A 23,503-nucleotide genomic window follows, 5' to 3' on the forward strand; every position below is an offset into this window, starting at 1 on the left:
CATCCGTTAAGGATATTAAATTCATTGATAATGTGACATTTGTCTGGCACGGGAAGATGGAAAGTATTGATAACGAGTAAATTTTTCCCGATCTCGTAAACGGTCAAATACCGGTCATGGTAGCTTTGCGGCAGAACAACGAACCAATGAGAATATACTTAGGTTTTCTGCCGGTGATGCTGATAGCCAGCCGGCCTGCTTTTTCACAGGAAGATACTACCCGCCGGGATACCATTCTGAAAAAGGATACACAGCTAAAGGAAGTGATTGTTTCCGCCAGCCGCAGAGAAGAAACGCTGGATGAAGTGCCTTCTTCCGTTACCATATTAAAGGCAGGGGACCTGGCCGTTCAGAAAAGCATTAACAACAACCTGAGCGATATACTCGCCAATACCGTGCCGGGACTGGGATTTAACAGCAACCGCAGTAATAACGTGGGGCAAACGCTGCGCGGGCGCACTGTATTGGTAATGATCGACGGTATTCCACAGTCTACACCGCTTCGCAACGGCGCGCGCGATATCCGCACCATCGACCCGGGCGTCCTGGAACGGGTGGAAGTGATTAAAGGAGCAACCGCCATTTACGGGAATGGAGCAACAGGGGGATTGATCAATTACATTACCAAAAGGCCGGCAACAGATAAAGCTATCAGCGGCCAAACATCCCTGGGTGCCAATACTGCTTTCAAAAGCGCACAACATACGGGCGGCTGGCATGTTGGTCAACTGCTGTCCGGTACCATAAAACAGTTTGATTACATAGTATCCGGCCGCTATGAACAAACCGGCGTGCTGAAAGATGCCAGAGGCCAGGTGCTTTCGCCGGATTATGGTTTGAACGAACTGCAGATGTGGAACGCCTACGCCAGGCTGGGCTACAACATTAATGCCCGCAACCGCGTGGAGCTGATGTATAATTATTTCAGCAGCAAGCAGCGAACGGACTATGTTGTAAAGGCGGGCAAGTACGGCAATACCGATTCTGCTACTACCGGCATTCCGGGCGCCCGCCCCGGCGAGCCGGAGGGCACTCCTTACAACCACAATGCCAGCCTGCGTTACACCAGCCAGGGATTGATAGGCGGCACAGACCTGGATGTAAACCTCTACCTGCAGGATTTTAATACGATCATCGCCTACAGTAATTTCTTTGAGCATAACGGGCAGCCTGCCATCATTGGTAAGAAGAAAGGCCTGCGCATCAACTTCAATAGTCCTTTCACCATCAGCAGCCAATGGAACGGCAGCTTGTTGTATGGACTGGATGTGCTGGCGGACAAGACTTCGCAGGTGCTTACTGATGGCCGTGTGCCCGTTCCCGAAATGAGCATGCGCAACCTGGCGCCATACCTGCAGGTAAAATCGGTGTTCCTGCAGCACCTCGTCTTCAAAGCGGGAGCGCGCTTTGAGAACATAAAAATAGAGGTGCCCACCTATACCACTGTCAATACGCTGAACTACAGCACCGGCGAATACACAGGCGGCGGGGTTACCGTGAACGGGGGAAGCCTTAGCTACAATACCTTTGTTTTTAATGCCGGGTTGCGGTATAACAGGCTGCCCTATTTTAAACCTTTTATCAGCTTCTCACAAGGCTTTAGCGTGCCGGAGCTGGGACTGATATTGCGCGGCGCCCGGGAAAACACATTGGCGAACATAGAAACGGAAGCTATCACCACTAATAACTATGAAGCGGGCTTCAGCAGCTCCATTGGAAAACTGAGCCTGGAGGGAGCGGCCTATATCAGTACATCCAACCTGGGTGCTTCCTATGTAATGGTAAACGGTAAATACGAAGTGGCCCGCTCCCCGGAAAAAGTATATGGCTTTGAAGTGGCGGCAGATTATGCGCTGCTGCAGTGTCTTTCACTGGGAGGTTCCTGGTCGTATACCGAAGGGAAAAGGGAAGTGAACGATCAAAAAGTTTACTTGGGCGGGGACCGTATCAATCCTCCAAAGGTTACCGCTTACATCAATTATACCCCGCTGTCTCACTGGATGGTACGCCTGCAAATGCTGCATGCCGGTAACCGTAAACGCTTTGATCCTGTGAACGGCAGGTATAGCTATGGCACCGGCCCCATGAACGCATTTACGATATTCAACCTTTTCACCAGTTATGAGCCGGACAGCCACAGCAGCTTCCGGGTAGGCGTGGAGAATCTGTTTAACAAAGACTACTTTACAATCCCATCGCAATGGCAGGCAGATAACCTGGCTTACGTGAAAGGCAACGGGGCGAGGATCAACCTGGGTTATACATACAGGTTTTAGGGAGTCCTGTCACTCCGATCTTAGACTCGTTACCGGATTTACCAACGCGGCTTTAATTGTGCGGAAGCTGACGGTAGCTAGCGTGATCATTGCTACGATGCCGGCAGCGGCAACAAATATCCACCCGCTAATGTGGGTCCGGTAGGCAAAATTTTCGAGCCATTTATGCATGCCCCACCAGGCAAGGGGGCAAGCAATGATACCTGCCAACAGCACCAGCTTTATAAAGTCTTTCGACAACAGCCCCACTACACTTGTAACCGTTGCACCCAGTACCTTGCGTATGCCAATTTCCTTGGTGCGCTGCTCCGCGGCAAAGGTGACCAGGCCAAACAGGCCCAGGCAGGCGATCAAAATGGCCAGGCCTGTGAAGGAGATAAATATCTTCCCGGTGCGCTGGTCGGACTGGTAGAGCCGGTTAAAATCATCATCCATGAAGGAATAGAGAAAAGGCTGGCCGGCCATTTTATGCTGCGCATGGTATGCTTCCTTTATCTTCCCGACAACAGCAGGGATATTGCCGGTCTGAAGCCGGAAGGAAATAGCTCCTGCTTGTTCTCCGAGCGTAAATAGCATAGGTGCTATCGCGTCATGTAGAGAACCCACATGAAAGTCCTTTACAACGCCGATAATGCGCTGAGCTAATGGCGCGCCATTCGCGCCATAGGTGTAGACGGTTTTATGGAGGGGGTCTTTAAATCCCAATACCTTCACAGCGGTTTCATTTAGCAGGACAGCGGAAGAGTCGGTCGGCATCAAAGGGGAAAAGTTCCTGCCGGCGGCCATTTGTATCCCCAGTGTAGGAATATAATCTGCATCAATACGCCCGATCTGCAGGAGAACGGTATTGTTGAAATTGAATGTGGGGGTTAAAAAATAACCTTGAGGCTTAAAACTGCCTCCATTAGGCAGATCACTGGTGATGGTGCCACTTATCACCCCGGGAATGCGCAGTACTTCGTCCCTGAAGGTGCGGGCATGGGTAGAGAGCGCGGCGGTATTGCGCAGGATAAGCACCTGTTCACGATGGTATCCCAGGTCTTTGTTACGGATATAATTCAACTGGCTGTAGATAACCAGGGTGCCTACGATGAGGAGAATGGCAACGGTGAATTGAAAGACCACCAGGCTGTTGCGCAGCCAGCCGCTTTTAAACCCGTTGGCTGCTTTCCCTTTCATAACCTGCATGGGGTGCACAGAAGAAAGATAGAATGCGGGATAACTGCCAGCCAGTACGCCAACAACGATGGAGGCGCCCAGCAAAACAATGATTAACCAGGCATTTGAAAAAAGATCAAGCGTAATCGCTTGCCCGGACACCTGGTTGAAATACGGCAATAGCAGCCAGGTTATCAAAACACCAAGCACCATGGACAAGATGGTTGTAACAACCGATTCGGTCAGGAACTGCGAGATCAGCCCGGTATGCGCCGATCCTAATACCTTTCGTATCCCTACCTCTTTAGACCTGCCGGCAGCGCGGGCTGTAGACAGGTTCATGAAATTCACACAGGCTACCAGGAGTATGAATAAGGATATCACTACAAAGATCCTGACATATTGAATATTCCCATTGGCTTCAAATTCGTCCGGTAAATGGGAATGCAGGTGTATCCTGCTGAGCGGCATGATAGGGTACCGGATATAATGACCGGTTTTAGCCAGTTCATCGAGGGTGGAATGAATAAACCCCTGCAGTATGGGATCAATATATTTCCGGGTGACGCCGTCAATGGCTGCAGTAATAGCGCCAGGATCAGTGCCGGGCCTTACGAGAATATAGGTAGCGCATCCTTCTTCGAACCAGTCGTTTGCCCGGCTGATATTTAATTCAGACATAGCCCGGAAAAAATCAAAATGGAAATGGGACCGGGCCGGCATGTCCTTCATTACACCCGTTATCTTGTAAGACACCGTATCATTGGTTACCAGTGTTTTTCCCAGCACATCCGTGCTGTTAAAATATTTTCTGGCCATTGATTCGGATATCACCATGCTGAAAGGCGCTGTCAATGCGGTTTGTGGGTTACCCGCCAGCAGGGGCAACGTAAAAATGTTGAATAAAGTGGAGTCCGCATATGCACTGCGGGGCTCTAAAAAAGTTTCCCGGCCCTTCTTTAGCAGGAGATCCCCTTTTTGATAAAGGCGAACGGATTGTTCAATTGCCGGGTACTCCCGTACCAGGGCTGTAGCCAGCGGGAGAGGGGTTTTGGTGCCACGATAGGTGATCACATCATTGGGGTGCATATCAGCTTCAAGCCGGTAGATGCGGTCCGCCTTCTTATTGAACCGGTCATATCTGAGCTCATTGATCACGAACAGGGAGATGATCAAGCTGGCCGCAAGCCCCAGGGCAAGGCCAAAAATATTGATGGCGGCGGACATCCTGTTCCTGCTAATGTTGCGCCAGGCTATCCTGAGGTAGTTACGGAACATGGCAATAGTTTGTTTAAGGGCCATACGCGAAGAAAGTGCCAGAGTGTTATATTATTGATAATAATTATTATATATATAGTTGACTATATTTAAGTGTTCGTTTTCAGTACATGGGGCGTTCACAATGGCACACCATTAATTTATCTTATGCCAGGAGAACTCGGGCTGCAGTGTAATATTAATTAATAAGGTTTGATTTCCTTAATTTTGCCACATGGCAAGCCGTGGTACATCCGGAATCTCAACAATTGTCAGGGAGGACCTGGGTTTGAAAGGCTTTAAGGTCTACGAGGTATCCCGGCCTGCAAATGCCTTGCATATCCATGACAGGCGCGATTTTTACAAAATAGTGCTGGTAACCGGCGACATGATCATCCAATATGGTGATAACACCATCGAAATAAATGACACCTTCCTGTTCTTCGCCAACCCCAGGGTACCCCATACCGTAGTGCATCGTTCCATGGATAGAAAAGGCTATGCCTGTCTTTTTACCGAAGCGTTTATCGGCGGCAGGGAGCGCCGGGAAATGTTGCACAATTCCCCTTTATTCCGCTTCGACGGGATAGCGGTGATCCCTGTTAACGGCGAGCAGACGGCATTCCTGGCCGGCCTTTACCAGAAGATGCTGTCTGTATACAATGGCGACTATCATTACAAGAATGCATTGCTCAGGAGCTGTATAGAGCTGATCATTCACGAGGCATTGCGCATCCAGCCGCTGCAGCATGCGCTGAAGCCAAAGAATGCAGCTACCAGGATCACCTACCTGTTCACAGCATTGCTGGAAAGGCAGTTCCCGGTGGAAAGCCCTGCCGACCCGATCCGGTTGAGAACTGCACAGGACTTCGCCGGCGCGCTGGCGGTGCACGTCAACTATCTCAACCGCTCGGTAAAGGAAGTGACGGGCAAACCCACCTCCATGCTGATAGCAGAACGTATGATCGCGGAAGCAAAAGCCCTTTTACAGCATACCGGTTGGAGCGTGGCAGACATCGCCTACGGCCTGGGTTTTGAATATCCCACTTACTTTAATAACTACTTCAAACGCGCAACCGGCGTTACACCCCAATCCTTCCGGAAGGGAAAAGTTTGAAAGTCATACTTTTTGGTTTGATTCTCATTTAAAGCGGGACCGCTTTAGCCGGAACTTTGTATGCGTAAAAACACAAGTATCATGCAAAAGAGAAAACTGAACGGCCTGGAAGTATCTGCTATCGGGTACGGCTGTATGGGCCTTAGCCAGGGATATATTCCCACCCCGGATAAAGCGGAAGCATTGAAATTAATTCGCCTGGCCTATGACCTGGGCTGTACCTTTTTTGACACGGCGGAAAGGTATGCTATGGGCGCCAACGAAGAGCTGGTGGGAGCGGCTTTGCAGCCTGTCCGGCAGGAGGTGGTCATTGCTACCAAGTTTATGATTGAAGCGCAGGAAGAGGAGGAGGCCCGCGGAGATCTGCCGGATCGCCTCAGGAAGAAGCTGGAGCACTCCTTACGCAGGCTGCGCACAGACCATGTTGAGCTGTATTACCAGCACCGGGTGAATAAGCATATCCCGGTGGAAGAGATCGCCTATTGCATGGGAGAATTTATCAGGGAAGGCAAGATACTGGGCTGGGGGCAATCGCAGGCAACGGCGGAAGAAATAAGGCGCGCGCATGCGGTTACACCGCTGACCGCAATACAGAATGAATATTCCATCATGGAGCGCATGTTTGAAAAAGATGTTATCCCGGTGTGTGAAGCGCTGGGCATCGGTTTCGTACCGTTCTCTCCTTTGGCCAACGGGTTTTTGTCCGGGACCATTCATGCCGGCACGCAGTTTACCGGCCTGGATGCGAGGAGGGTGATCACCCGCTTCGATAGGAACAATATCACGGCCAACCAGCCGCTGCTGGATCTGATTAACCGGTTTGCGGCGGCAAAGCAGGCTACACCGGCGCAGATATCGCTGGCCTGGATGCTGCATAAAAAGGATTTCATTGTGCCCATTCCCGGTTCGCGGAATGCTGCGCGGATAGAGGAAAACCAGGGAGCAGCCGCTGTTGTGCTGGCGGACGCGGAATATGCGGAGATCGAGGCGGCACTGGCGAAGATTGAAATTCATGGCAACCGCAGGGATGAAGATATTGCAAAGCTGAGGTTGCTGAAATAAGGAGCGGTATTGTTACCCTGCCGCCTTCAGCTTCTCGCTCAGCGTGGCCAGCGCTTCCAGCAGTTGCGGGATCTGCTTTTTAGCCGTTTCATCCGTGAGGTTTCCCTGCTCGTCAAATTTGTCCTGCGCTTTGGCGATCATCACTTCCGGCCGGTTCACGGCATAGGCATTCAGGAACACCATGACCTGCCGCAGGTGGTACTGCATGCGCGCGGTGCCCACCTGGCCTATGCTGGCGCCCATTATGGCTACGGCCTTGTTGTCGAAGGGTTTGTCCGGGTGGCGGGACAGCATGTCAATGGCATTTTTCAAAACGCCCGGGATGGAGTAATTATACTCCGGCGACACGATCAGTACGCCGTCGGATTGCCGGATCTGTTTTACCAGGTACGCTACGTGCTCCGGGAAATGACCGGTATGCAGGTCCGCATTATAAAGGGGAATATCGCTGATGTCCTCCTGGGTAATGGTGATATGGGAGGGAGCCAGTTTTTGCGCAGCGTGCAGCGCCATCGTGTTGTAGGAGCCCCTGCGCAGGCTGCCGGAAAAGGCAACAAAGTGGAATTTGCTCTCAGACATGATTAAAACGGTTTTTCAATAAAGCGAATATAAGCAATACAGGCCTATATCCTCGGCTCCTTGTGCAGGAATTTTCTCCTGATCACGTCCTGCACCGGCACGCCCTCTATCTTGCTTTCCAGCCAGCTAATAATATCCAGGTACAGGAAGGAGCGGCGCTCGTAAGGGTTGCGGGATATCTGCACCAGTCTTTCCTTCAGGTCGGCAAAAGCATTGCGCAGGGCTTTGGGATGCGCGTAAATGTTCTTGCGCAGGAATTTGAGGATCTCCTCCATCATCTGCCCCAGGTCTTTGTTCTTGGAAATGAAGTGGTATACGGATTTGATCAGGTATTCCACCAGGCTGTAGTTTTCCAGCTCGTAATGCGCTATCAGGTGCAGGATGCGCGCAAAGCACTGTATGTCTGCCCGCAGGTTGCCGATGCGCAGGTGGATGATCTTGTTGAGGTACACGATGGCTTTGTTATTATCGCCGCTGCCAAAGTACAGGCAGGCTATTTTGTAGTAGAACACCAGCACCCGGTGCTGGTCCACTTTTAGCTGGTGCTCCGCAATGCGCTCTTCCAACTCCGGCACCAGGGCCAGCCCCTCGCTGAAGGTGCCTTCCAGGAAGTGGCGGTTTATTTTGGCCGTGTACAGGTATACAAAGGCGCTGGTGCGGGTGTTTTCGTTGAAGGATTCCTGCTGGCAGTTGATAAAACTTTCAAACTCCTGCAGCACGTTAATGAACTTGTCGTCGTTCATGGTGTAGAAGTGGGCCGTCAGCAGGTTGTGCATGGCCTTGATGTACATGTCTACGTCCGTTCTCAGCAGGGAGGGGTATTCCTTGAACAGGTTCACCCATTTCTGCGTATAGCGGTAATACATCACAAAGTCCTGCAGGATATAGTAATACCAGCAATACGCCTGGTACAGGTATATCTTCTCATAGAAGCTCATGTGGGTTTGCGTTACATGGGGCGCATTCTCTTCAAAGAAGTGTTTCACCATCTCCGCGTCCCTTTCATTGCGGGCATGGCCCAGCTTCAGGTACAGGCCGTACAGGCGCAGGGAGAGGGTGCTGAGGCGGTTAATGCTGGTCAGTTGCAGCTCTATACGCCGGGACTCCTCGCTCAGCTCATCCGCCCGGTTCTCCAGGCTGCGGGTAATGTGGCGCGACTCTATCAGCTTCTCAAACTCCACGATCTCATAGGCCAGCATCACCTCCTCCTGCTCCATGGCCATGCTCTTGGCTTTGGACAGCAGCTTCAGGCTCTGGTTGTACAATCCCTTATTATAGAGCACCCGGGCATAGTCAAGCTGCTCGCGCAGGTCTATCAGCGGGTCTTTTTGCTTGTAAAGCAGGCGCAGGCTGGTAAGCAGGTGCTTGTACAGGTGGGCTTTAACGTTGCTGAGCTGCTGCTTTTTGATGGCAGGGATCTTTTTCAGGATCTGTTCCTCGTCATAGTCCTTCATTTTGTCCAGTGTGTTGAACAACTGGATGAACAGTACATCCTCTTTCGTGTTATTCTTGTTGAAAGCGAGCTGGAAGTTCCTTTTTTCTGCTTTTGTTAGCGTTTTTATTAATATGAATAAAGCGTCATGCTGACTGTTGGGCATCGTTAATAAAGTCTTGTAAATAATTGTTTTTCAACAGATTAAATGTTCCCATCCGATCTTACGGATCGTAATTATGGCAAATTTAACGATATGGCTATTAACTATTGACCATTAGATTTGGTAGTAAATCTAACAAAATCCCAAATTCCGGGTTCCAAAATCCAAAGGAAGCCGGGTTTGAATTTTGGGATTTGGTACTTGGAATCAGGAATTTTTATGAAAAGAACATTAGTCGATAAGATCTGGGACAGCCACGTGGTGGTAAGCAAATCCGGTTTCCCGGATGCGTTGTACATCAATACGCATTTTATTCATGAAGTAACCAGCCCCCAGGCATTTGACGGGCTGCGTAAAAGGGGGATCCCCGTTTTCCGTCCTCGGAAAACAAGAGCCACGGCAGACCACAACGTACCTACCATTGACCAGCACCTGCCTATCAAGGAAGCGCTGAGCCGCCACCAGGTAGAGATGCTCACTAAGAACACCGCGGAATTCGGGGTGGAGCTGTACGGCCTGGGCCATCCTTACCAGGGCATTGTGCACGTAATAGGCCCGGAGCTGGGCATCACCCTGCCGGGTATGACCATCGTCTGCGGCGACAGCCACACCTCCACGCACGGCGCTTTCGGGGCCATGGCATTCGGTATCGGCACTTCAGAGGTAGAGCAGGTGCTGGCCACCCAGTGTATCCTGCAGTACCGTCCCAAACGGATGAAGATCGAGATCAACGGTCAGTTGAAGAAAGGCGTGGTGTCCAAAGACATTATATTATATATCATTTCAAAGATATCCGCCTCCGGCGCTACCGGCTATTTCGTGGAATATTGCGGGGAAGCCATCCGCAGCCTGAGCATGGAAGCCCGGATGACCATCTGCAACATGAGCATTGAAATGGGCGCCCGCGGCGGCCTGATCGCCCCGGACGAGACCACCTTCGCCTATATTAAAGGCAGGGAGTTCGCACCCAAAGGGGCAGACTGGGAAAAAGCGCTGGCGTACTGGAAAACCCTGTACTCCGATGCAGATGCCCAGTTTGATAAGACCCTCCGCTTTGACGCCGCGGACATTGAGCCGATGATCACTTACGGCACCAACCCTGGTATGGGCATGGGCATTACCCAGCACATTCCCGCGCTGGAGCAGGTGGAGGACAAGGAACGGCCCTCTTTCAAAAAATCACTCGACTATATGGCCCTGGAGCCGGGCAGCGCCCTGCTGGGGAGGCCGGTGGACTACGTGTTCATTGGCAGTTGTACCAACTCCCGCATAGAAGACCTGCGCATGGTGGCCGATTTTGTAAAAGGCAAGCGCAAGGCAGACAACGTGGTGGTGTGGATCGTGCCGGGCTCCAAACAGGTGGAAGCCCAGGCTAAAAAAGAAGGGATAGACAAGGTATTTGAAGCGGCCGGCTTCCAGCTCCGTGAACCGGGCTGCTCCGCCTGCCTGGGCATGAACGAGGATAAAGTGCCCGCCGGCATGTACTGCATTTCTACTTCCAACCGCAACTTTGAAGGCCGCCAGGGTCCCAATGCCCGCACCTTCCTGGCCAGCCCGCTAACAGCAGCAGCAGCGGCTATTACGGGTAAAGTAGCTGATGTGAGGGAACTGGTTTAAGAATGTAAAATGAAAAACCTTAAATGTAAAATGTAAAAGTAAAATACCTGGCATCGCTGTATTCCCTTTTACATTTGAAATTTTACATTCAGGATTTTTCATTCTAAAAAACGGAATAATGTCCTGGAACGCCGATCTCTATAGAGACAAACACGCCTTTGTATTTCAGTATGGCAACAGCCTTATTGAATGGCTGCAACCGCAGGCCGGTGAAAAGATACTGGACCTGGGCTGCGGCACCGGCGAGCTTACTGCCCGGCTGGCGGCTACAGGCGCGCAGGTAACGGGCCTGGACAGCTCGGCGTCTATGATCGCCGGTGCGCAGCAGCGCTTTCCGCAGGCGGAATTTGTAGTGGCCAATGCCGCCTCCTTTTCCCTGCCGGAGCAGTTTGATGCGATCTTTTCCAACGCGGCCCTCCACTGGATGCTGGACAAGGAAGCCGTAGCCGCACGCATGTACCAGCATTTGCGGCCCGGTGGCCGCCTGGTGCTGGAAATGGGTGCACAGGGCAATGTAAGCAGCCTGCTGCAGGCGCTGGAAAAGGCCATGCAGCAGCACGGCCGCCAGTACCGGCCGTTCTGGTACTTTCCTTCCGTAGGGGAGTATACCTCCATCCTGGAAAAGTACGGTTTCCGTATACAGCAGGCGCACTGCTTTGACCGTGCTACCGAGCTGGCTGACCCGGACAATGCGATCATAGAGTGGTTTGAAATGTTCGGCGATCATTTCTTTGAGAACGTGCCAGCAGCAGAGCGCCGGGCCATTTTACAGCAGGCGCAGGAAATACTGCGGCCCACCCATTTCCGCAACGGGAAGTGGTATGCCGATTATGTGCGTTTGCGCATTGCGGCCGTAAAACAATAACATTAAAGTACACACAGCGCATAGTATATATGAAGAAGAACTTTCAACACCTGATCTCCACGGCAGTGCCGCTGCCTATTGAAAATATTGATACGGACCAGATCATCCCGGCGCGCTTCCTGAAAGCCACCACCCGGGAGGGCTTCGGGGAAAACCTGTTCCGCGACTGGCGTTACGACGCCGATAACCAGCCCAAGGCGGATTTTGTACTGAACGATTCCCGGTACAAAGGAGAGATACTGGTGGCCGGCAAGAATTTCGGCTGCGGCTCCTCCCGCGAGCACGCCGCCTGGGCCATTGCCGACTATGGTTTCAAGGTAGTGGTGAGCAGCTTTTTTGCGGACATCTTCAAGAACAATGCGCTGAACAATTTCATCCTGCCCATACAGGTAAGCGATGATTTCCTGCAGCAGGTATTCAGCGCCATAGAGGCGGATGCCAACGCGCAACTGGAAGTAGACCTGGAAGCCCAGTTCATTAAGATCGTGGCTACCGGCGCGCAGGAGAATTTTGACATCAACCCGTATAAAAAGGCCTGCCTGATCAACGGCTACGATGATATTGACTACCTCTTAAGCCTGCGCCAGGAAATTGAAAAGTACGAAGCCGGCAGGGAGTTCAACTTTTAACACGCAACCGCTGCAGCCTTTATAAACGGCCGCCTGCAAATACAAACTACAAACAGACCTAAATGGGAGTAAGCAAAAAGATACTCGTAATTCCGGGAGACGGAATAGGGCAAGAGGTAACTGCCTGGGGACAAAAAGTATTATCCGCCATTGCACAGAACTTTAAGCACGAATTCACTTTTGAAGAAGGTACCATGGGGCATGTAGCCATTGAAGCTACCGGCCAGCCCCTGCCGGACGAAACGCTGGAAAAAGCCCGGAAAAGCGATGCCATCCTCTTTGGCGCCATTGGTCACGCCAAATACGACAATGACCCTACCCTGAAGGTAAGGCCGGAGCAGGGACTGCTGAAGATCCGCAAGGAGCTGGGCCTGTACGCCAACCTGCGACCCATCAAGCTGTTTGACGAACTGCTGGAAGCCTCCAGCATAAAACCCGAAATACTACGGGGAGCAGACATCCTCTTCTTCCGCGAGCTGACCGGCGACGTGTATTTCGGTGAAAAGAAAAGGACCGAAGACCGCAATACGGCTTCCGACCTGATGATCTACCACCGCTATGAAGTGGAGCGCATTGCCCGCAAGGCCTACGAAGCGGCCCGCACCCGGCGCAAAAAGCTATGCTCCGTAGACAAGGCCAATGTGCTGGAAGCCAGCCGCCTGTGGCGCGAGGTAGTGCAGGAAGTAGCCAAAGAATATCCCGATGTGGAGACCGAACATATGTTCATTGACAATGCCGCCATGCAGCTCATCAAGGACCCCAAGCGCTTTGACGTGGTGCTGACGGGTAACCTGTTTGGTGATATCCTCACCGATGAAGCTTCGCAGATAGCCGGTTCCATGGGCATGCTGGCCTCCGCCTCCGTAGGCGATTCCACCGGTTTTTACGAGCCCATACACGGCTCTGCGCATGATATTGCCGGCAAAGGCATTGCCAACCCGCTGGCCTCCATCCTGTCCGCCGCGCTGATGCTGGACATTTCCTTCGGCCTCAAGACCGAGTCCCAGCGCGTGATCAAAGCTGTGGAAGCCACCCTGCGCCAGGGTTTCCGTACCATGGACATTGCCAACAAGCATACGGAGAACGGCTTCATCATGGGTACCGATGCTATGGGCGCTAAAGTGCTTGAAAATTTGAATTAATAATTAGGAATTAATAATATTCGCAACACAAGTCTTTCATTGAAGCACCAGCCTTACAATTATTAATTCTTCATTATTAATTATTAATTAATTAAAACCGCAACTATGGATAATAATCGTGTATATGTGTTCGATACCACCCTGCGTGACGGAGAGCAGGTGCCGGGCTGCCAGCTTACCACAGTAGAGAAGATAGAAGTGGCCAAAGAGCTGGAAGCGCTGGGGGTGGATATTATCGAGGCGGGCTTTCCCATTTCCAGCCCGGGCGATTTTCAGAGCGTGGTAGAAATTTCCAAGGCAGTATCCGAACCGGTGATCTGCGCATTGACCCGTGCCAATACCAAGGACATCGATGCTGCAGCAGAAGCCCTGCGCTTTGCCAAACGCAAGCGCATCCATACCGGTATCGGCGCTTCCGATATGCATATCAAGTATAAATTCAACAGCACCCGGGAAGAGATATTGAAACGCGGGGCAGACGCCGTGAAATACGCCCGCCAGTTTGTGGACGATGTGGAGTTCTATGCAGAAGATGCCGGCCGTGCGGACAACGAGTTCCTGGCCCGCATGGTGGAAGCCGTAATAGCCGCAGGCGCTACCGTGGTGAACATACCGGACACCAACGGCTACTGCCTGCCGGACCAGTACGGCGCCAAGATCAAGTACCTGATGGACCATGTGTCCAACATTGACAAGGCCATCATTTCCGTGCATTGCCACAATGACCTGGGCCTGGCTACTGCCAACACCATTGCCGGTATCATGAACGGCGCCCGCCAGGTGGAATGCACCATCAACGGCATCGGTGAGCGCGCCGGCAATACTTCCCTGGAGGAAGTGGCCATGATCCTGAAAACGCACCACAGCCTGGGCCTGCACACCAACATCAATTCCAAACATATTTACGGTATCAGCACCCTGGTATCTACCATGATGCGTATGCCCGTGCAGCCTAACAAGGCCATCGTGGGCCGCAACGCTTTTGCGCACAGCTCCGGCATTCACCAGGACGGTGTGCTGAAGCACCGCGAGAACTACGAGATACTGAACCCGGAAGATGTAGGGATTGCTACCAACTCTATTATCCTGACCGCGCGCAGCGGCCGGCATGCGTTGAAGCACCACCTGGAGCGCCTGGGCTACAAGCTGGACAAAATAAACCTGGATGAAGTGTACCAGCGCTTCCTGGAAATGGCCGACCAGAAAAAAGAGATCAGCGATGCGGACCTGCAGCAGTTGATGGGTGACGGCGATGAGAAGAACTACGTGGACAAAGCCATTAAATTAATGTTGCTGCAGGTGGTATGCGGCGATCCGCTGCGGCCCATGGCTACCGTAAAGCTGAAGATCAACGGCGAGGAAAAAGAGGCCAGTGCAGCCGGCAACGGTCCCGTGAATGCTACCATTAACGCCATCCACGAGATCATCAAGGATGATATTGACCTGGATGAGTTCAGCATACAGGCCATGCATGGCGGCAGCGAGGACGTGAGCAAGGTGAACATGCGCGTGAAATACAATGGCCAGTCCTACTACGGTTTCGGCTACTCTACTGATATTGTGAATGCATCCGTGAATGCATATGTGGACGCACTGAATAAGATATATTGAAGTAAGAAATAAGAAGTATGAAGCAGGCATCCTACTTCATACTTCCTTCTTCCTGCTTCCTATTTCCTATTTCCCCGAATCCTACATTCATCAACGGGTACTGCTCCACATCCGGCAGGTAAAAATGCCACCACTCCGTTTCCAGCGCTACAAACCCGTGCTTTTCCATGATGCTGCGCAGCAGTGTGCGGTTGTTGCGCACCATGGTATCTGCGGGCACATAAGTGTAATGCGCTTGCTCCGTAAAATTATCATAGCCGGTAGGCATCGGTACTGCTTTCCCGCTGGCCAGTTCAATGATCGTAAGGTCTACCGCTATCCCGCGGTTATGCCCGCTGCCTTTGCGCGGGTCTGCCGCATAGCGGTCGTCCGGCACTATTTCCCACATCTTTTCCGTAACATGATAGGGCCGGTAGCCATCAAATATTTGAAGGCCCAGTCCTTTTTCCCGCAGCTCCTCCTGTACCGCTTTCAATGCTTTGGCGGCCGGCAGCCGTAATAATACTTTCGGGTGTTTGTACAATACCTGGTGGGTGAAGTTATTGCGCGTGGCGTACCGGATATCCGTGCGGATACCGGGTATGTAACGGGTAATGTCCACCATGCGCAGGTTGCTGTCTGCCGCGGCCTGCTGCCGGTACAGGGCTGCGCTGTTCACGATGGGGAGTCCGTACTGGTTGAGGGGGATGTCCTGCGCAAAGGCCGGCCGGCAGTAGCAAAGCAGCAGCAGGATACCGGCATATATGTGCATGGATTGCTTCATATTTACTCAATTTTCTTAAAAATAGTGAAGAAAGTATACAATACAGTTAAAAAACAATTGTAATACCCTGGTTTTAATCGGTATTTTAGAACCCTTAAAACTATAGGGAAGTATGAGCTTATTCCGGTTAGATAACAAGGTGGCCGTAGTGACAGGCGCCGGCAGCGGTATTGGCCAGGCGGTAGCCAGGTGCTTTGCTGCGCAGGGCGCCATTGTGCATATTATAGAGCTGAACGAGGATGGCGGGAAAGGTACGGTAGAGGAGATCAAAGCAGCCGGCGGACAGGCGCAGGTGCACGCCTGTAACGTAGCCATGCAGGAAGAGGTGATAAAGATCATGGGCGCCATACAGGCCATATCCGGCCGTATCGACATACTGGTGAACTGTGCCGGCATTGCGCACATCGGCAAGCTGGAAACTACTTCCGAAGCGGATTTTGAGCGCGTGTTCCAGGTAAATGTAAAAGGCACCTACAACTGCATGTATGCAGTGATCGGGCAGATGAAGGAGCAGGGCGGCGGCGTGATCCTGAATGTGGCTTCTGTTGCGTCCAGTGTAGGTATCCCGGACCGTTTCGCCTATTCCATGAGCAAGGGCGCCGTGCTTACCATGACCCTTTCTGTAGCAAAAGATTATATACATGATAATATCCGCTGCAACTGCATATCGCCCGCGCGGGTGCATACGCCGTTTGTAGACGGGTTCCTGCAAAAGAACTATCCCGGCAGGGAACAGGAGATGTTTGAAAAACTGTCAAAGACCCAACCCATCGGCCGTATGGCCAGGCCCGACGAGGTAGCCTGGCTGTCGCTGTACCTGTGCTCCGACCAGGCGGGCTTCGTTACCGGCTGCGATTACCCGATTGATGGCGGTTTTCTGAAATTGAATAACTGATACGGCTTATCTTGCAGGATATTATAAGTTCTCATCATGCAATATTTTAAGAAAGCAGTATTAGCCGCAGCCATTGCCCTGGGCATGGCGGCCTGCCAGTCAGGCACAAAACCCGCCACCGAACAGGAAGCCGGTGCTGAATTAACCCCGGCGGAACCGGCGGGCACCATACAAGTGTCATTTACACACGAAAATGATACGCAGCAGGTAAAGATACACTTTACCATAGGCGACCAGGCAGTAGAAAAATCATTCGACCTGCCCCTGGCGAAAGATGTGGATAAGGAAGACCTGTACCGTACTGTATGGGACAAGCCCAACAGTTGCTACATAGGTGTGCTGAAGCAGAACCGCTCCACCCGTTACTATCATGCCAGCCAGAAAGAGGATGGCGACCTGCAGATATTCCAGGTAGGCACGCCGCCGGCTGCCGTGTGGCACTACGCGGAAGGTGAGCTGGGCCTGGGTAAGATCAGCGCGAAGAAGGAGCTGACGGAAAGCTACCAGAAAAACCTCCAGTCGGGCAAGATCATCGCGGATTTTATCGTGCGCCTGGAACCGGCCACCAGCGAGGACTCTGTAACGTTGTACACCGAGTTTGGCGGTGTGAACAGGCGGCAAACGCTGGCCGTGCCCAAAGGCTATGTGCCCATGATACAGCTCACCGGCGAAGCAGACCACTGCATATTCGGCCTGCGCCGAGACGACGGGTTTGACGCCGTGCTGGATATCAGGGTGCGGGATGGCAACCTGCAGCTCACGGAAGTAGGAAGGGTATTTTAATAGTGAATAGTGAAAGGTGAATAGTGAAAAGATTCACCTTTCACTATTCACCAACGCAATAATTAAATGAACAATTATCAACGATGAAACTGATACGATTCGGACAACCGGGCGAGGAAAAACCGGGCATAGTTACAGCGGAAGGCAGCTTTGACGTAAGCGCTTTCGGAGAGGATTACGGAGAGAAATTTTTTGCTGCCAACGGCCTGGAACGCCTGGCCCAGTGGTGGGCCGCCAACAGCGGCAGCGCACCCCGCATACCGGAAGGCGTACGCCTGGGGCCTCCCCTGCAGCGTCCTTCCAAGATCATCTGCATTGGCCTGAACTATGCAGACCACGCTAAGGAGAGCAATATGCAACTGCCCACGGAACCGATCGTGTTCTTTAAAAGCACCTCTTCACTGGTAGGACCGGATGACAACCTGGTGATACCCAGGAACAGCAAAAAAACGGACTGGGAAGTGGAGCTGGCCGTAGTGATCGGCAAAAAGGCCTCCTACGTGGAAGAGAAAGATGCGATGGACTACGTGGCCGGCTATGCGCTGCATAACGACTACAGCGAGCGTGAATTCCAGTTGGAGCGCAACGGGCAGTGGGTAAAGGGCAAAAGCGCCGATACCTTTGCTCCCCTGGGCCCCTGGCTGGTGACCAAAGACGAGATCAGCGATGTAAACAAGCTGCGCATCTGGCTGAGCCTGAACGGTAAAATGGTGCAGGACGGCAACACGGCCAACCTCATTTTCAAAGTACCGTTCCTGGTGCATTATCTCAGCCAGTTCATGACCCTGCTGCCCGGCGATGTGATCTCTACCGGTACGCCCGCCGGCGTAGGCCTGGGTATGAACCCGCAGGTATATATTAAAGAAGGCGATGTGATGGAGCTGGGCATTGACGGCCTGGGCACCTCCCGCCAGCAGGCAGTGGCCTGGAAGCCCGAATAAGCAGCCTGTTTTATTGACCATTAAATTTGTAAATTCCATGCAACGTTACTGTCTGGCGCTGGATCTGAAAGATGATCCCCAACTGATAGCAGAATATGAAAAATACCACGAGGCGGTATGGCCTGAAATACTGCAAAGCCTCCGGGACAGCGGTATTGAGCGGATGGAAATATACCGCGTCATGAACCGCCTGTTCCTGGTCATGGAGGTGAACGACACTTTTTCCCTGGAAAAGAAAGCCGCCGCTGATGCTGCCAACCCCAAAGTACAGGAATGGGAGCAGCTCATGTGGAAGTACCAGGAAGCCCTGCCCATTGCGGCGCCGGGACAGAAATGGGTGAAGGCGGATAAGGTATTTTCGTTATGAGAACTGATATGATAATAGATTCCCACCAGCATTTCTGGCAGTATCACCCGGTAAAGGATGCCTGGATCACGGACGATATGAAAGTGATCCAGCGGGATTTCCTGCCGCCGGACCTGCAGCCTGTGCTGGAGCAGAACGGGGTGGACGGTTGCGTGGCCGTACAGGCTGACCAGTCTGAAACGGAAACGCAGTTCCTGCTGGACCTTGCTGCCGCTCATCCTTTTATTAAAGGCGTGGTAGGCTGGACAGACCTGCGCGCACCGGACCTGGCCACAAAGCTGGAGCGCTATGCCGGGGCCGGCAAGCTGAAAGGTTTCCGTCACATTGTACAGGGGGAGCCTGATCCCGATTTCCTGCTGCGGGAGGATTTTTGCAAAGGCGTACAGGCGCTGGCCTCCTACGATTTTACATACGATATACTGATATATCCCATACAACTGCCTGCTGCGGAGAAATTCGTACAGCGGTTCCCGTTGCAGCGCCTGGTGATCGATCATATGGCCAAGCCCTATTGCAAGACCGGCGATATCGCGGAGTGGGAAAAAAGTATGCGCGCCATTGCGCAGTCACCTAATGTGTACTGCAAAATAAGCGGGCTGGTAACGGAGGCCGACTGGCAGCGCTGGCAACCGGCGGACTTTGCGCCCTACCTGGACGTAGTGCTGGACGCTTTTGGGCCGCAACGCCTGATGTACGGCTCCGACTGGCCGGTATGCCTGGTGGCGGCGGAGTATGCGCAGGTAAAAGGTATTGTCACGGATTATATCAGCCGCCTGGGCGCAGCCGAACAGGCCGCCATCATGGGTGGCAATGCCACCGCATTTTACAAATTGTAACGCTATTAAAACGTATTAACTATGGATCTGGGATTAAAAGATAAAGTGATCATTGTAACCGGTGGCGCCAAAGGCATCGGGGAAGCCATTGCCAAACTGGTAGCGGCAGAAGGCGGCATTACAGTTATTGCCGGCAGGAACGCCGCGGATAACGAAAAAACAGTGGCCGCCATCCAAAGCAGCGGCGGCAGGGCTTTTGCCATCCAGGCCGAGCTGGGGCAGGTAGCAGATTGCCGCAAGGTAATAGACACTACCGTGCAGCAGTTTGGCACCATACACGCGCTGGTGAACAATGCCGGTGTGAACGACGGCGTAGGCCTGGAAAACGGCGACCCGGAAAAGTTCATGGCATCCCTGCAAAAGAACCTGTCGCATTATTACAACCTGGCCCATTATGCATTGCCCTACCTGAAAGCCAACAAGGGCAACATTGTGAATATCGGCTCAAAGGTGGCCACTACCGGGCAGGGCAACACCTCCGGCTATGCCGCTTCCAAGGGCGCTATCAATGCGCTCACCCGCGAGTGGGCGGTGGAGCTGCTGCCGTATTCCGTCCGCGTGAATACCGTGATACCGGCGGAGGTATGGACGCCGCTGTATGAAACCTGGATCAATTCCCTGCCCAATCCCAAGGAGAAGCTGGCTGCTATCGTATCCAAAATACCTTTGGAGCAGCGGATGACCACTTCCGAGGAGATTGCCGCTATGACCGTTTTCCTCTTGTCCGCACAATCTTCCCACACCACGGGGCAGATCGTTTATGTGGATGGCGGGTATACGCACCTGGACAGATCGATATAGGAGGTGAGAAGTAAGAAGTGATAAATAATAAACCACTAAATTATTCATACTATGGCCGGCGCCACTGTTTCCACGTCTTCCGTTACTGCTGTAACGGATAGCAAAAAAAGTTACCTGTTCCCTTTCATACTGGTTACCAGCCTGTTCTTTCTTTGGGGGCTGGCTTACGGCCTGCTGGATGTGCTGAACAAGCATTTCCAGGAAGTGCTGAATATTACCAAAACCCGGTCTACCCTGCTGCAACTGGCCTATTTTGGCGCGTATTTCCTGATGGCGCTACCGGCAGGGTTGTTCATGAATAAGTATGGCTATAAGCGGGGGATCATACTGGGGTTGCTGTTGTATGCAGTGGGGGCTTTCCTGTTTTATCCGTCTGCGCATTACGCCAACTTTGAATTTTTCCTGCTGGCCCTGTTCATCCTGGCCAGCGGGCTTACCTGCCTGGAAACAGCGGCCAACCCTTATGTAACGGTATTGGGCAGCCGGGAAACATCCGAATTCCGGCTGAACCTTTCGCAGTGCTTTAACGGAGTGGGCTCGTTCCTGGGGCCTATCATTGGCGGGGCATTGTTCTTTGGCGGAAAGGAGGAAGGAGGCAGCAGCGACCTGGCTTCCGTGCAGTTGACCTACATCGTGATAGGCGTTGTGGTGCTGCTCATCGCCTTGTTCTTTTACAGAACGGCGTTACCGGAGATCAAGGAATCAACACCACAGGATGGAGGGGCTGAACAGGTGGTAGCCAAACCGCTTTTTGCACATACGCATTTCGTGTGGGGCGTGATAGCGCAGTTCTTCTATGTAGCGGCACAGGTAGGTGTAGGCGCGCTGTTCATCAACTATGTAACGGAATACTGGCAGGGCACCAGCAGTGAAAAAGCGGCGTACCTGCTGGCGGTGAGCCTGGCGCTGTTCACTGCCGGCCGTTTTGTAGGCACCGCTATCATGAAAACGGTGGCGCCCAACAAACTGTTGTCGTTATATGCCGTCATTAACGTGGTGCTGTGCGCCATCGTAATGATGGGCAAAGGCGCGCTTTCCGTATATGCGTTAATGGCAGTGTTCTTCTTCATGTCCATCATGTTCCCCACCATTTTTGCGCTGGGCGTAAAGGACCTGGGAGCACATACCAAGAAGGGCGGCGCTTTCATCATTATGTCTATCGTAGGTGGCGCGGTAGTGCCTTACGTAATGGGCCTGGTGGCAGACGGACGGTCCACTGCTACGTCCTACATTGTACCGCTGTTGTGCTTTGCCGTGGTGTTTTACTACGGCTGGAGGGGCTACAGACGAAAATAGCGCGATAACAGATTATTACCATACTATTCCGCAAAATCATCGTAATTTACTGCTGTAAAACCACGCGATGATGCTGCGGAATTTTATTTGGCGGCTACCGGCCGCCGCCCTCTGCCTCCTCCTGCTATCCGGAAACCTGGCTTGTACAAAATCCAGCGCTCCGCCTCCGCAAACTGCTTCCCTGCTGCTGACCTTTACCAACGTTGTGGATGGACAGCCCATGGTGCTGCGGGAGCAAACTTATATCAATGCAGCAGGAGAATCCTATAACATCACCGCCTTCAAATATTACATCAGCAATTTTGGGTTGATCAACACGGCGGGAGAGGAGCAACTGCTGCCGCCGGAATATTACCTGGTAAACGAGGACAGCGCCCAATCTAAAACGATCACGCTGCAGCAGTTGCCGGCCGGCCACTACCAGGGCATTTCCTTTCTGGTAGGGGTAGACAGTGTACGAAATGTAAGCGGCGCGCAAACCGGCGCACTGGACCCGGTGAACGGCATGTTCTGGACCTGGAACAGTGGCTACATCATGGCCAAGCTGGAAGGCACTTCGCCGGTATCCACCGCGCCTGCCAACCTCATCCAGTACCATATCGGCGGTTTTAAAGGAGCTTACAACGCGCTGCGCCGGGTAACGCTCACTTTTCCCCAGGCACTGGAGCTGGCAGCGGACAGTGAAGCTGCCCTGCACCTGCAGGCAGATGCGGAAGCCTGGTTCCAGCCCAATGCGGTGAGCTTTGCCAGCCTGCCGGCCATCCATACGCCCGGCGCCCAGGCGGCGGCCATAGCGGATAATTACAAGAATATGTTCAGTATAATAGCAGATTGAGAACTGTATATGTCATAACGATATTTTGCCTGGTGCTGGTGCTGGCCGGTTCGGAAGCCTGCGGCCGCAAAGATGCGGTAACGCCGGAGGAGGAGGGGCCGGAGCCGTATACCCTGGAACTGCCGGCAGAGATACCGTCCCCGGCCTATGATTTTTCACAGAACCCGCTGACAAAGCAGGGCATTGCGCTGGGCCGGCACCTGTTTTACGATCCAAAACTTTCCCGCGATAGTACCATTTCCTGCGGCTTCTGCCACCAGCAATTTGCGGCTTTCGGGCATTTTGACCATGCATTGTCGCACGGCATTGAGGGCCGTATTGGCACCCGCTCTGTACCCACATTGTTCAATCTCATCTGGCAAACGGAATTTATGTGGGACGGCGGGGTGAACAACCTGGAAATACAGCCGCTGACACCCATAACCGATCCTAATGAAATGGGAGAGGACCTGGCCAACCTGCTGCAGCGCCTGCAGGCCGATGCCAATTACCGCAAAATGTTCAGGGCCGCGTTCGGCACGGAGGAGATCACCAGCCAGCGCCTCTTCAGGGCCCTTACACAATTCATGGCCATTATGGTTTCCTTCGGGTCAAAATATGACAGCGTGATGCGGGGCGCTCCCGGTGTGGCTTTTACAGCAGAGGAACAGGCGGGCTACACCATTTTCCGGCAAAAATGCGCAGCCTGCCACCAGGAGCCCTTTTTTACGGATTTCAGCTACCGCAATAACGGCCTGCCGTACCTGCCCGCCCTGAATGATGTGGGCCGGATGAAGATCACCAGCAATACGGCCGACTACCTGAAATTCAAGGTGCCTTCCCTGCGGAATGTGCTGAAAAGTCCGCCCTACATGCATGATGGCCGCTTTTTTGACATTTACCAGGTATTTGCCCAGTACGACCACGGCGTGGAGCAAAGCAATACCCTGGACCCGCTGGTAAAGAATGGCATTCCCCTTTCGGAATCCGAACAAAGGGCGCTCTATATGTTCCTGAACACCCTCACGGACCCCGGCTTTATCAATAACGAGGCATTAAGCGAGATACTGATAGAGTGAGGGGTATTTTACTAATTATA

Annotated in this window: 21 protein-coding genes; 17 read left to right on the forward strand and 4 right to left on the reverse strand. The window is 52.6% G+C overall.

The features are described 5' to 3' along the window. Positions 1-146 precede the first annotated feature (146 nt). Positions 147-2,276, forward strand: coding sequence for a TonB-dependent receptor (locus LX66_RS12700; RefSeq protein WP_158642621.1), 2,130 nt, complete (start codon positions 147-149; stop codon positions 2,274-2,276). 9 nt (positions 2,277-2,285) lie between these two features. On the opposite strand, the gene LX66_RS12705 is transcribed toward LX66_RS12700, so the two are convergent. Beyond that, positions 2,286-4,712, reverse strand: coding sequence for an ABC transporter permease (locus LX66_RS12705; RefSeq protein WP_145713924.1), 2,427 nt, complete (start codon positions 4,710-4,712; stop codon positions 2,286-2,288). A 214-nt stretch (positions 4,713-4,926) separates the two neighbouring features. On the opposite strand from LX66_RS12705, the gene LX66_RS12710 reads away from it, so the two are divergent. Next, the gene (locus LX66_RS12710; protein WP_145713927.1) at positions 4,927-5,808 is read left to right on the forward strand and encodes a helix-turn-helix domain-containing protein; all 882 of its coding nucleotides are present in this window, start codon (positions 4,927-4,929) and stop codon (positions 5,806-5,808) included. Positions 5,809-5,889: 81 nt separating this feature from the next. Then, positions 5,890-6,870, forward strand: coding sequence for an aldo/keto reductase (locus LX66_RS12715; protein WP_145713930.1), 981 nt, complete (start codon positions 5,890-5,892; stop codon positions 6,868-6,870). Between the two features lie 12 nt (positions 6,871-6,882). On the opposite strand, the gene LX66_RS12720 is transcribed toward LX66_RS12715, so the two are convergent. Further along, complete coding sequence (locus LX66_RS12720; protein ID WP_145713933.1) at positions 6,883-7,449, reverse strand: NADPH-dependent FMN reductase; 567 nt, start codon at positions 7,447-7,449, stop codon at positions 6,883-6,885. A 44-nt stretch (positions 7,450-7,493) separates the two neighbouring features. Beyond that, a complete protein-coding gene (locus LX66_RS12725; RefSeq protein WP_145713936.1) occupies positions 7,494-9,047 on the reverse strand; it encodes a hypothetical protein in 1,554 nt (517 codons plus the stop codon). Between the two features lie 216 nt (positions 9,048-9,263). Between LX66_RS12725 and leuC the strand changes: the two genes are divergently transcribed. The 5 genes from leuC (at position 9,264) to LX66_RS12750 (ending at position 14,908) form a co-directional block, all read left to right on the forward strand. Next, a complete protein-coding gene (leuC, locus tag LX66_RS12730) occupies positions 9,264-10,661 on the forward strand; it encodes a 3-isopropylmalate dehydratase large subunit (RefSeq protein ID WP_145713938.1) in 1,398 nt (465 codons plus the stop codon). Positions 10,662-10,779: 118 nt separating this feature from the next. Continuing rightward, positions 10,780-11,526 (forward strand): methyltransferase domain-containing protein, encoded by a 747-nt coding sequence (locus LX66_RS12735; RefSeq protein ID WP_145713940.1) that lies wholly within the window; start codon positions 10,780-10,782, stop codon positions 11,524-11,526. A 29-nt stretch (positions 11,527-11,555) separates the two neighbouring features. Continuing rightward, positions 11,556-12,155: a 3-isopropylmalate dehydratase small subunit gene (leuD, locus tag LX66_RS12740; RefSeq protein WP_145713943.1), complete on the forward strand. Its 600-nt coding sequence runs from the start codon at positions 11,556-11,558 to the stop codon at positions 12,153-12,155. Between the two features lie 62 nt (positions 12,156-12,217). Further along, on the forward strand, positions 12,218-13,297 hold the full coding sequence (leuB, locus tag LX66_RS12745; RefSeq protein ID WP_145713945.1) for a 3-isopropylmalate dehydrogenase: 1,080 nt from the start codon (positions 12,218-12,220) through the stop codon (positions 13,295-13,297). 105 nt (positions 13,298-13,402) lie between these two features. Continuing rightward, positions 13,403-14,908 carry a 2-isopropylmalate synthase gene (locus tag LX66_RS12750; protein ID WP_145713948.1) on the forward strand — a complete coding sequence of 502 codons (1,506 nt, stop codon included), beginning with the start codon at positions 13,403-13,405 and terminating at the stop codon, positions 14,906-14,908. A gap of 31 nt (positions 14,909-14,939) precedes the next feature. Here the strand turns inward: LX66_RS12750 and LX66_RS12755 are convergent, their stop codons facing one another. After that, positions 14,940-15,671, reverse strand: a complete 732-nt coding sequence (locus LX66_RS12755; RefSeq protein WP_145713952.1) for a M15 family metallopeptidase — start codon at positions 15,669-15,671, stop codon at positions 14,940-14,942. A 112-nt stretch (positions 15,672-15,783) separates the two neighbouring features. Between LX66_RS12755 and LX66_RS12760 the strand changes: the two genes are divergently transcribed. The 9 genes from LX66_RS12760 to LX66_RS12800 all read left to right on the forward strand — a co-directional run bounded on the left by LX66_RS12760 (position 15,784) and on the right by LX66_RS12800 (position 23,483). After that, the gene (locus tag LX66_RS12760; RefSeq protein ID WP_145713954.1) at positions 15,784-16,566 is read left to right on the forward strand and encodes an SDR family NAD(P)-dependent oxidoreductase; all 783 of its coding nucleotides are present in this window, start codon (positions 15,784-15,786) and stop codon (positions 16,564-16,566) included. Between the two features lie 36 nt (positions 16,567-16,602). Beyond that, on the forward strand, positions 16,603-17,349 hold the full coding sequence (locus LX66_RS12765; protein WP_145713957.1) for a hypothetical protein: 747 nt from the start codon (positions 16,603-16,605) through the stop codon (positions 17,347-17,349). Between the two features lie 83 nt (positions 17,350-17,432). Further along, entirely contained in the window at positions 17,433-18,290 is an 858-nt protein-coding gene (locus tag LX66_RS12770; protein ID WP_145713960.1) for a fumarylacetoacetate hydrolase family protein, read from the forward strand. Positions 18,291-18,327: 37 nt separating this feature from the next. Next, positions 18,328-18,657 (forward strand): L-rhamnose mutarotase, encoded by a 330-nt coding sequence (locus tag LX66_RS12775; protein ID WP_145713963.1) that lies wholly within the window; start codon positions 18,328-18,330, stop codon positions 18,655-18,657. 8 nt (positions 18,658-18,665) lie between these two features. Then, positions 18,666-19,493, forward strand: a complete 828-nt coding sequence (locus LX66_RS12780; protein WP_145715688.1) for an amidohydrolase family protein — start codon at positions 18,666-18,668, stop codon at positions 19,491-19,493. Between the two features lie 21 nt (positions 19,494-19,514). Beyond that, the gene (locus tag LX66_RS12785; RefSeq protein ID WP_145713966.1) at positions 19,515-20,294 is read left to right on the forward strand and encodes an L-fucose dehydrogenase; all 780 of its coding nucleotides are present in this window, start codon (positions 19,515-19,517) and stop codon (positions 20,292-20,294) included. Positions 20,295-20,345: 51 nt separating this feature from the next. Next, a complete protein-coding gene (gene fucP / locus LX66_RS12790; RefSeq protein ID WP_145713969.1) occupies positions 20,346-21,590 on the forward strand; it encodes an L-fucose:H+ symporter permease in 1,245 nt (414 codons plus the stop codon). A 67-nt stretch (positions 21,591-21,657) separates the two neighbouring features. Beyond that, on the forward strand, positions 21,658-22,425 hold the full coding sequence (locus tag LX66_RS12795) for an MbnP family protein (RefSeq protein ID WP_145713972.1): 768 nt from the start codon (positions 21,658-21,660) through the stop codon (positions 22,423-22,425). Beyond that, positions 22,422-23,483 (forward strand): cytochrome-c peroxidase, encoded by a 1,062-nt coding sequence (locus LX66_RS12800; RefSeq protein WP_244620386.1) that lies wholly within the window; start codon positions 22,422-22,424, stop codon positions 23,481-23,483. Before LX66_RS12795 ends, LX66_RS12800 begins: the two co-directional genes overlap by 4 nt. Positions 23,484-23,503 lie beyond the last annotated feature (20 nt).

The sequence above is a fragment of the Chitinophaga japonensis genome (assembly GCF_007830125.1).
In the GTDB taxonomy this organism is placed as follows: Bacteria; Bacteroidota; Bacteroidia; order Chitinophagales; family Chitinophagaceae; genus Chitinophaga; species Chitinophaga japonensis.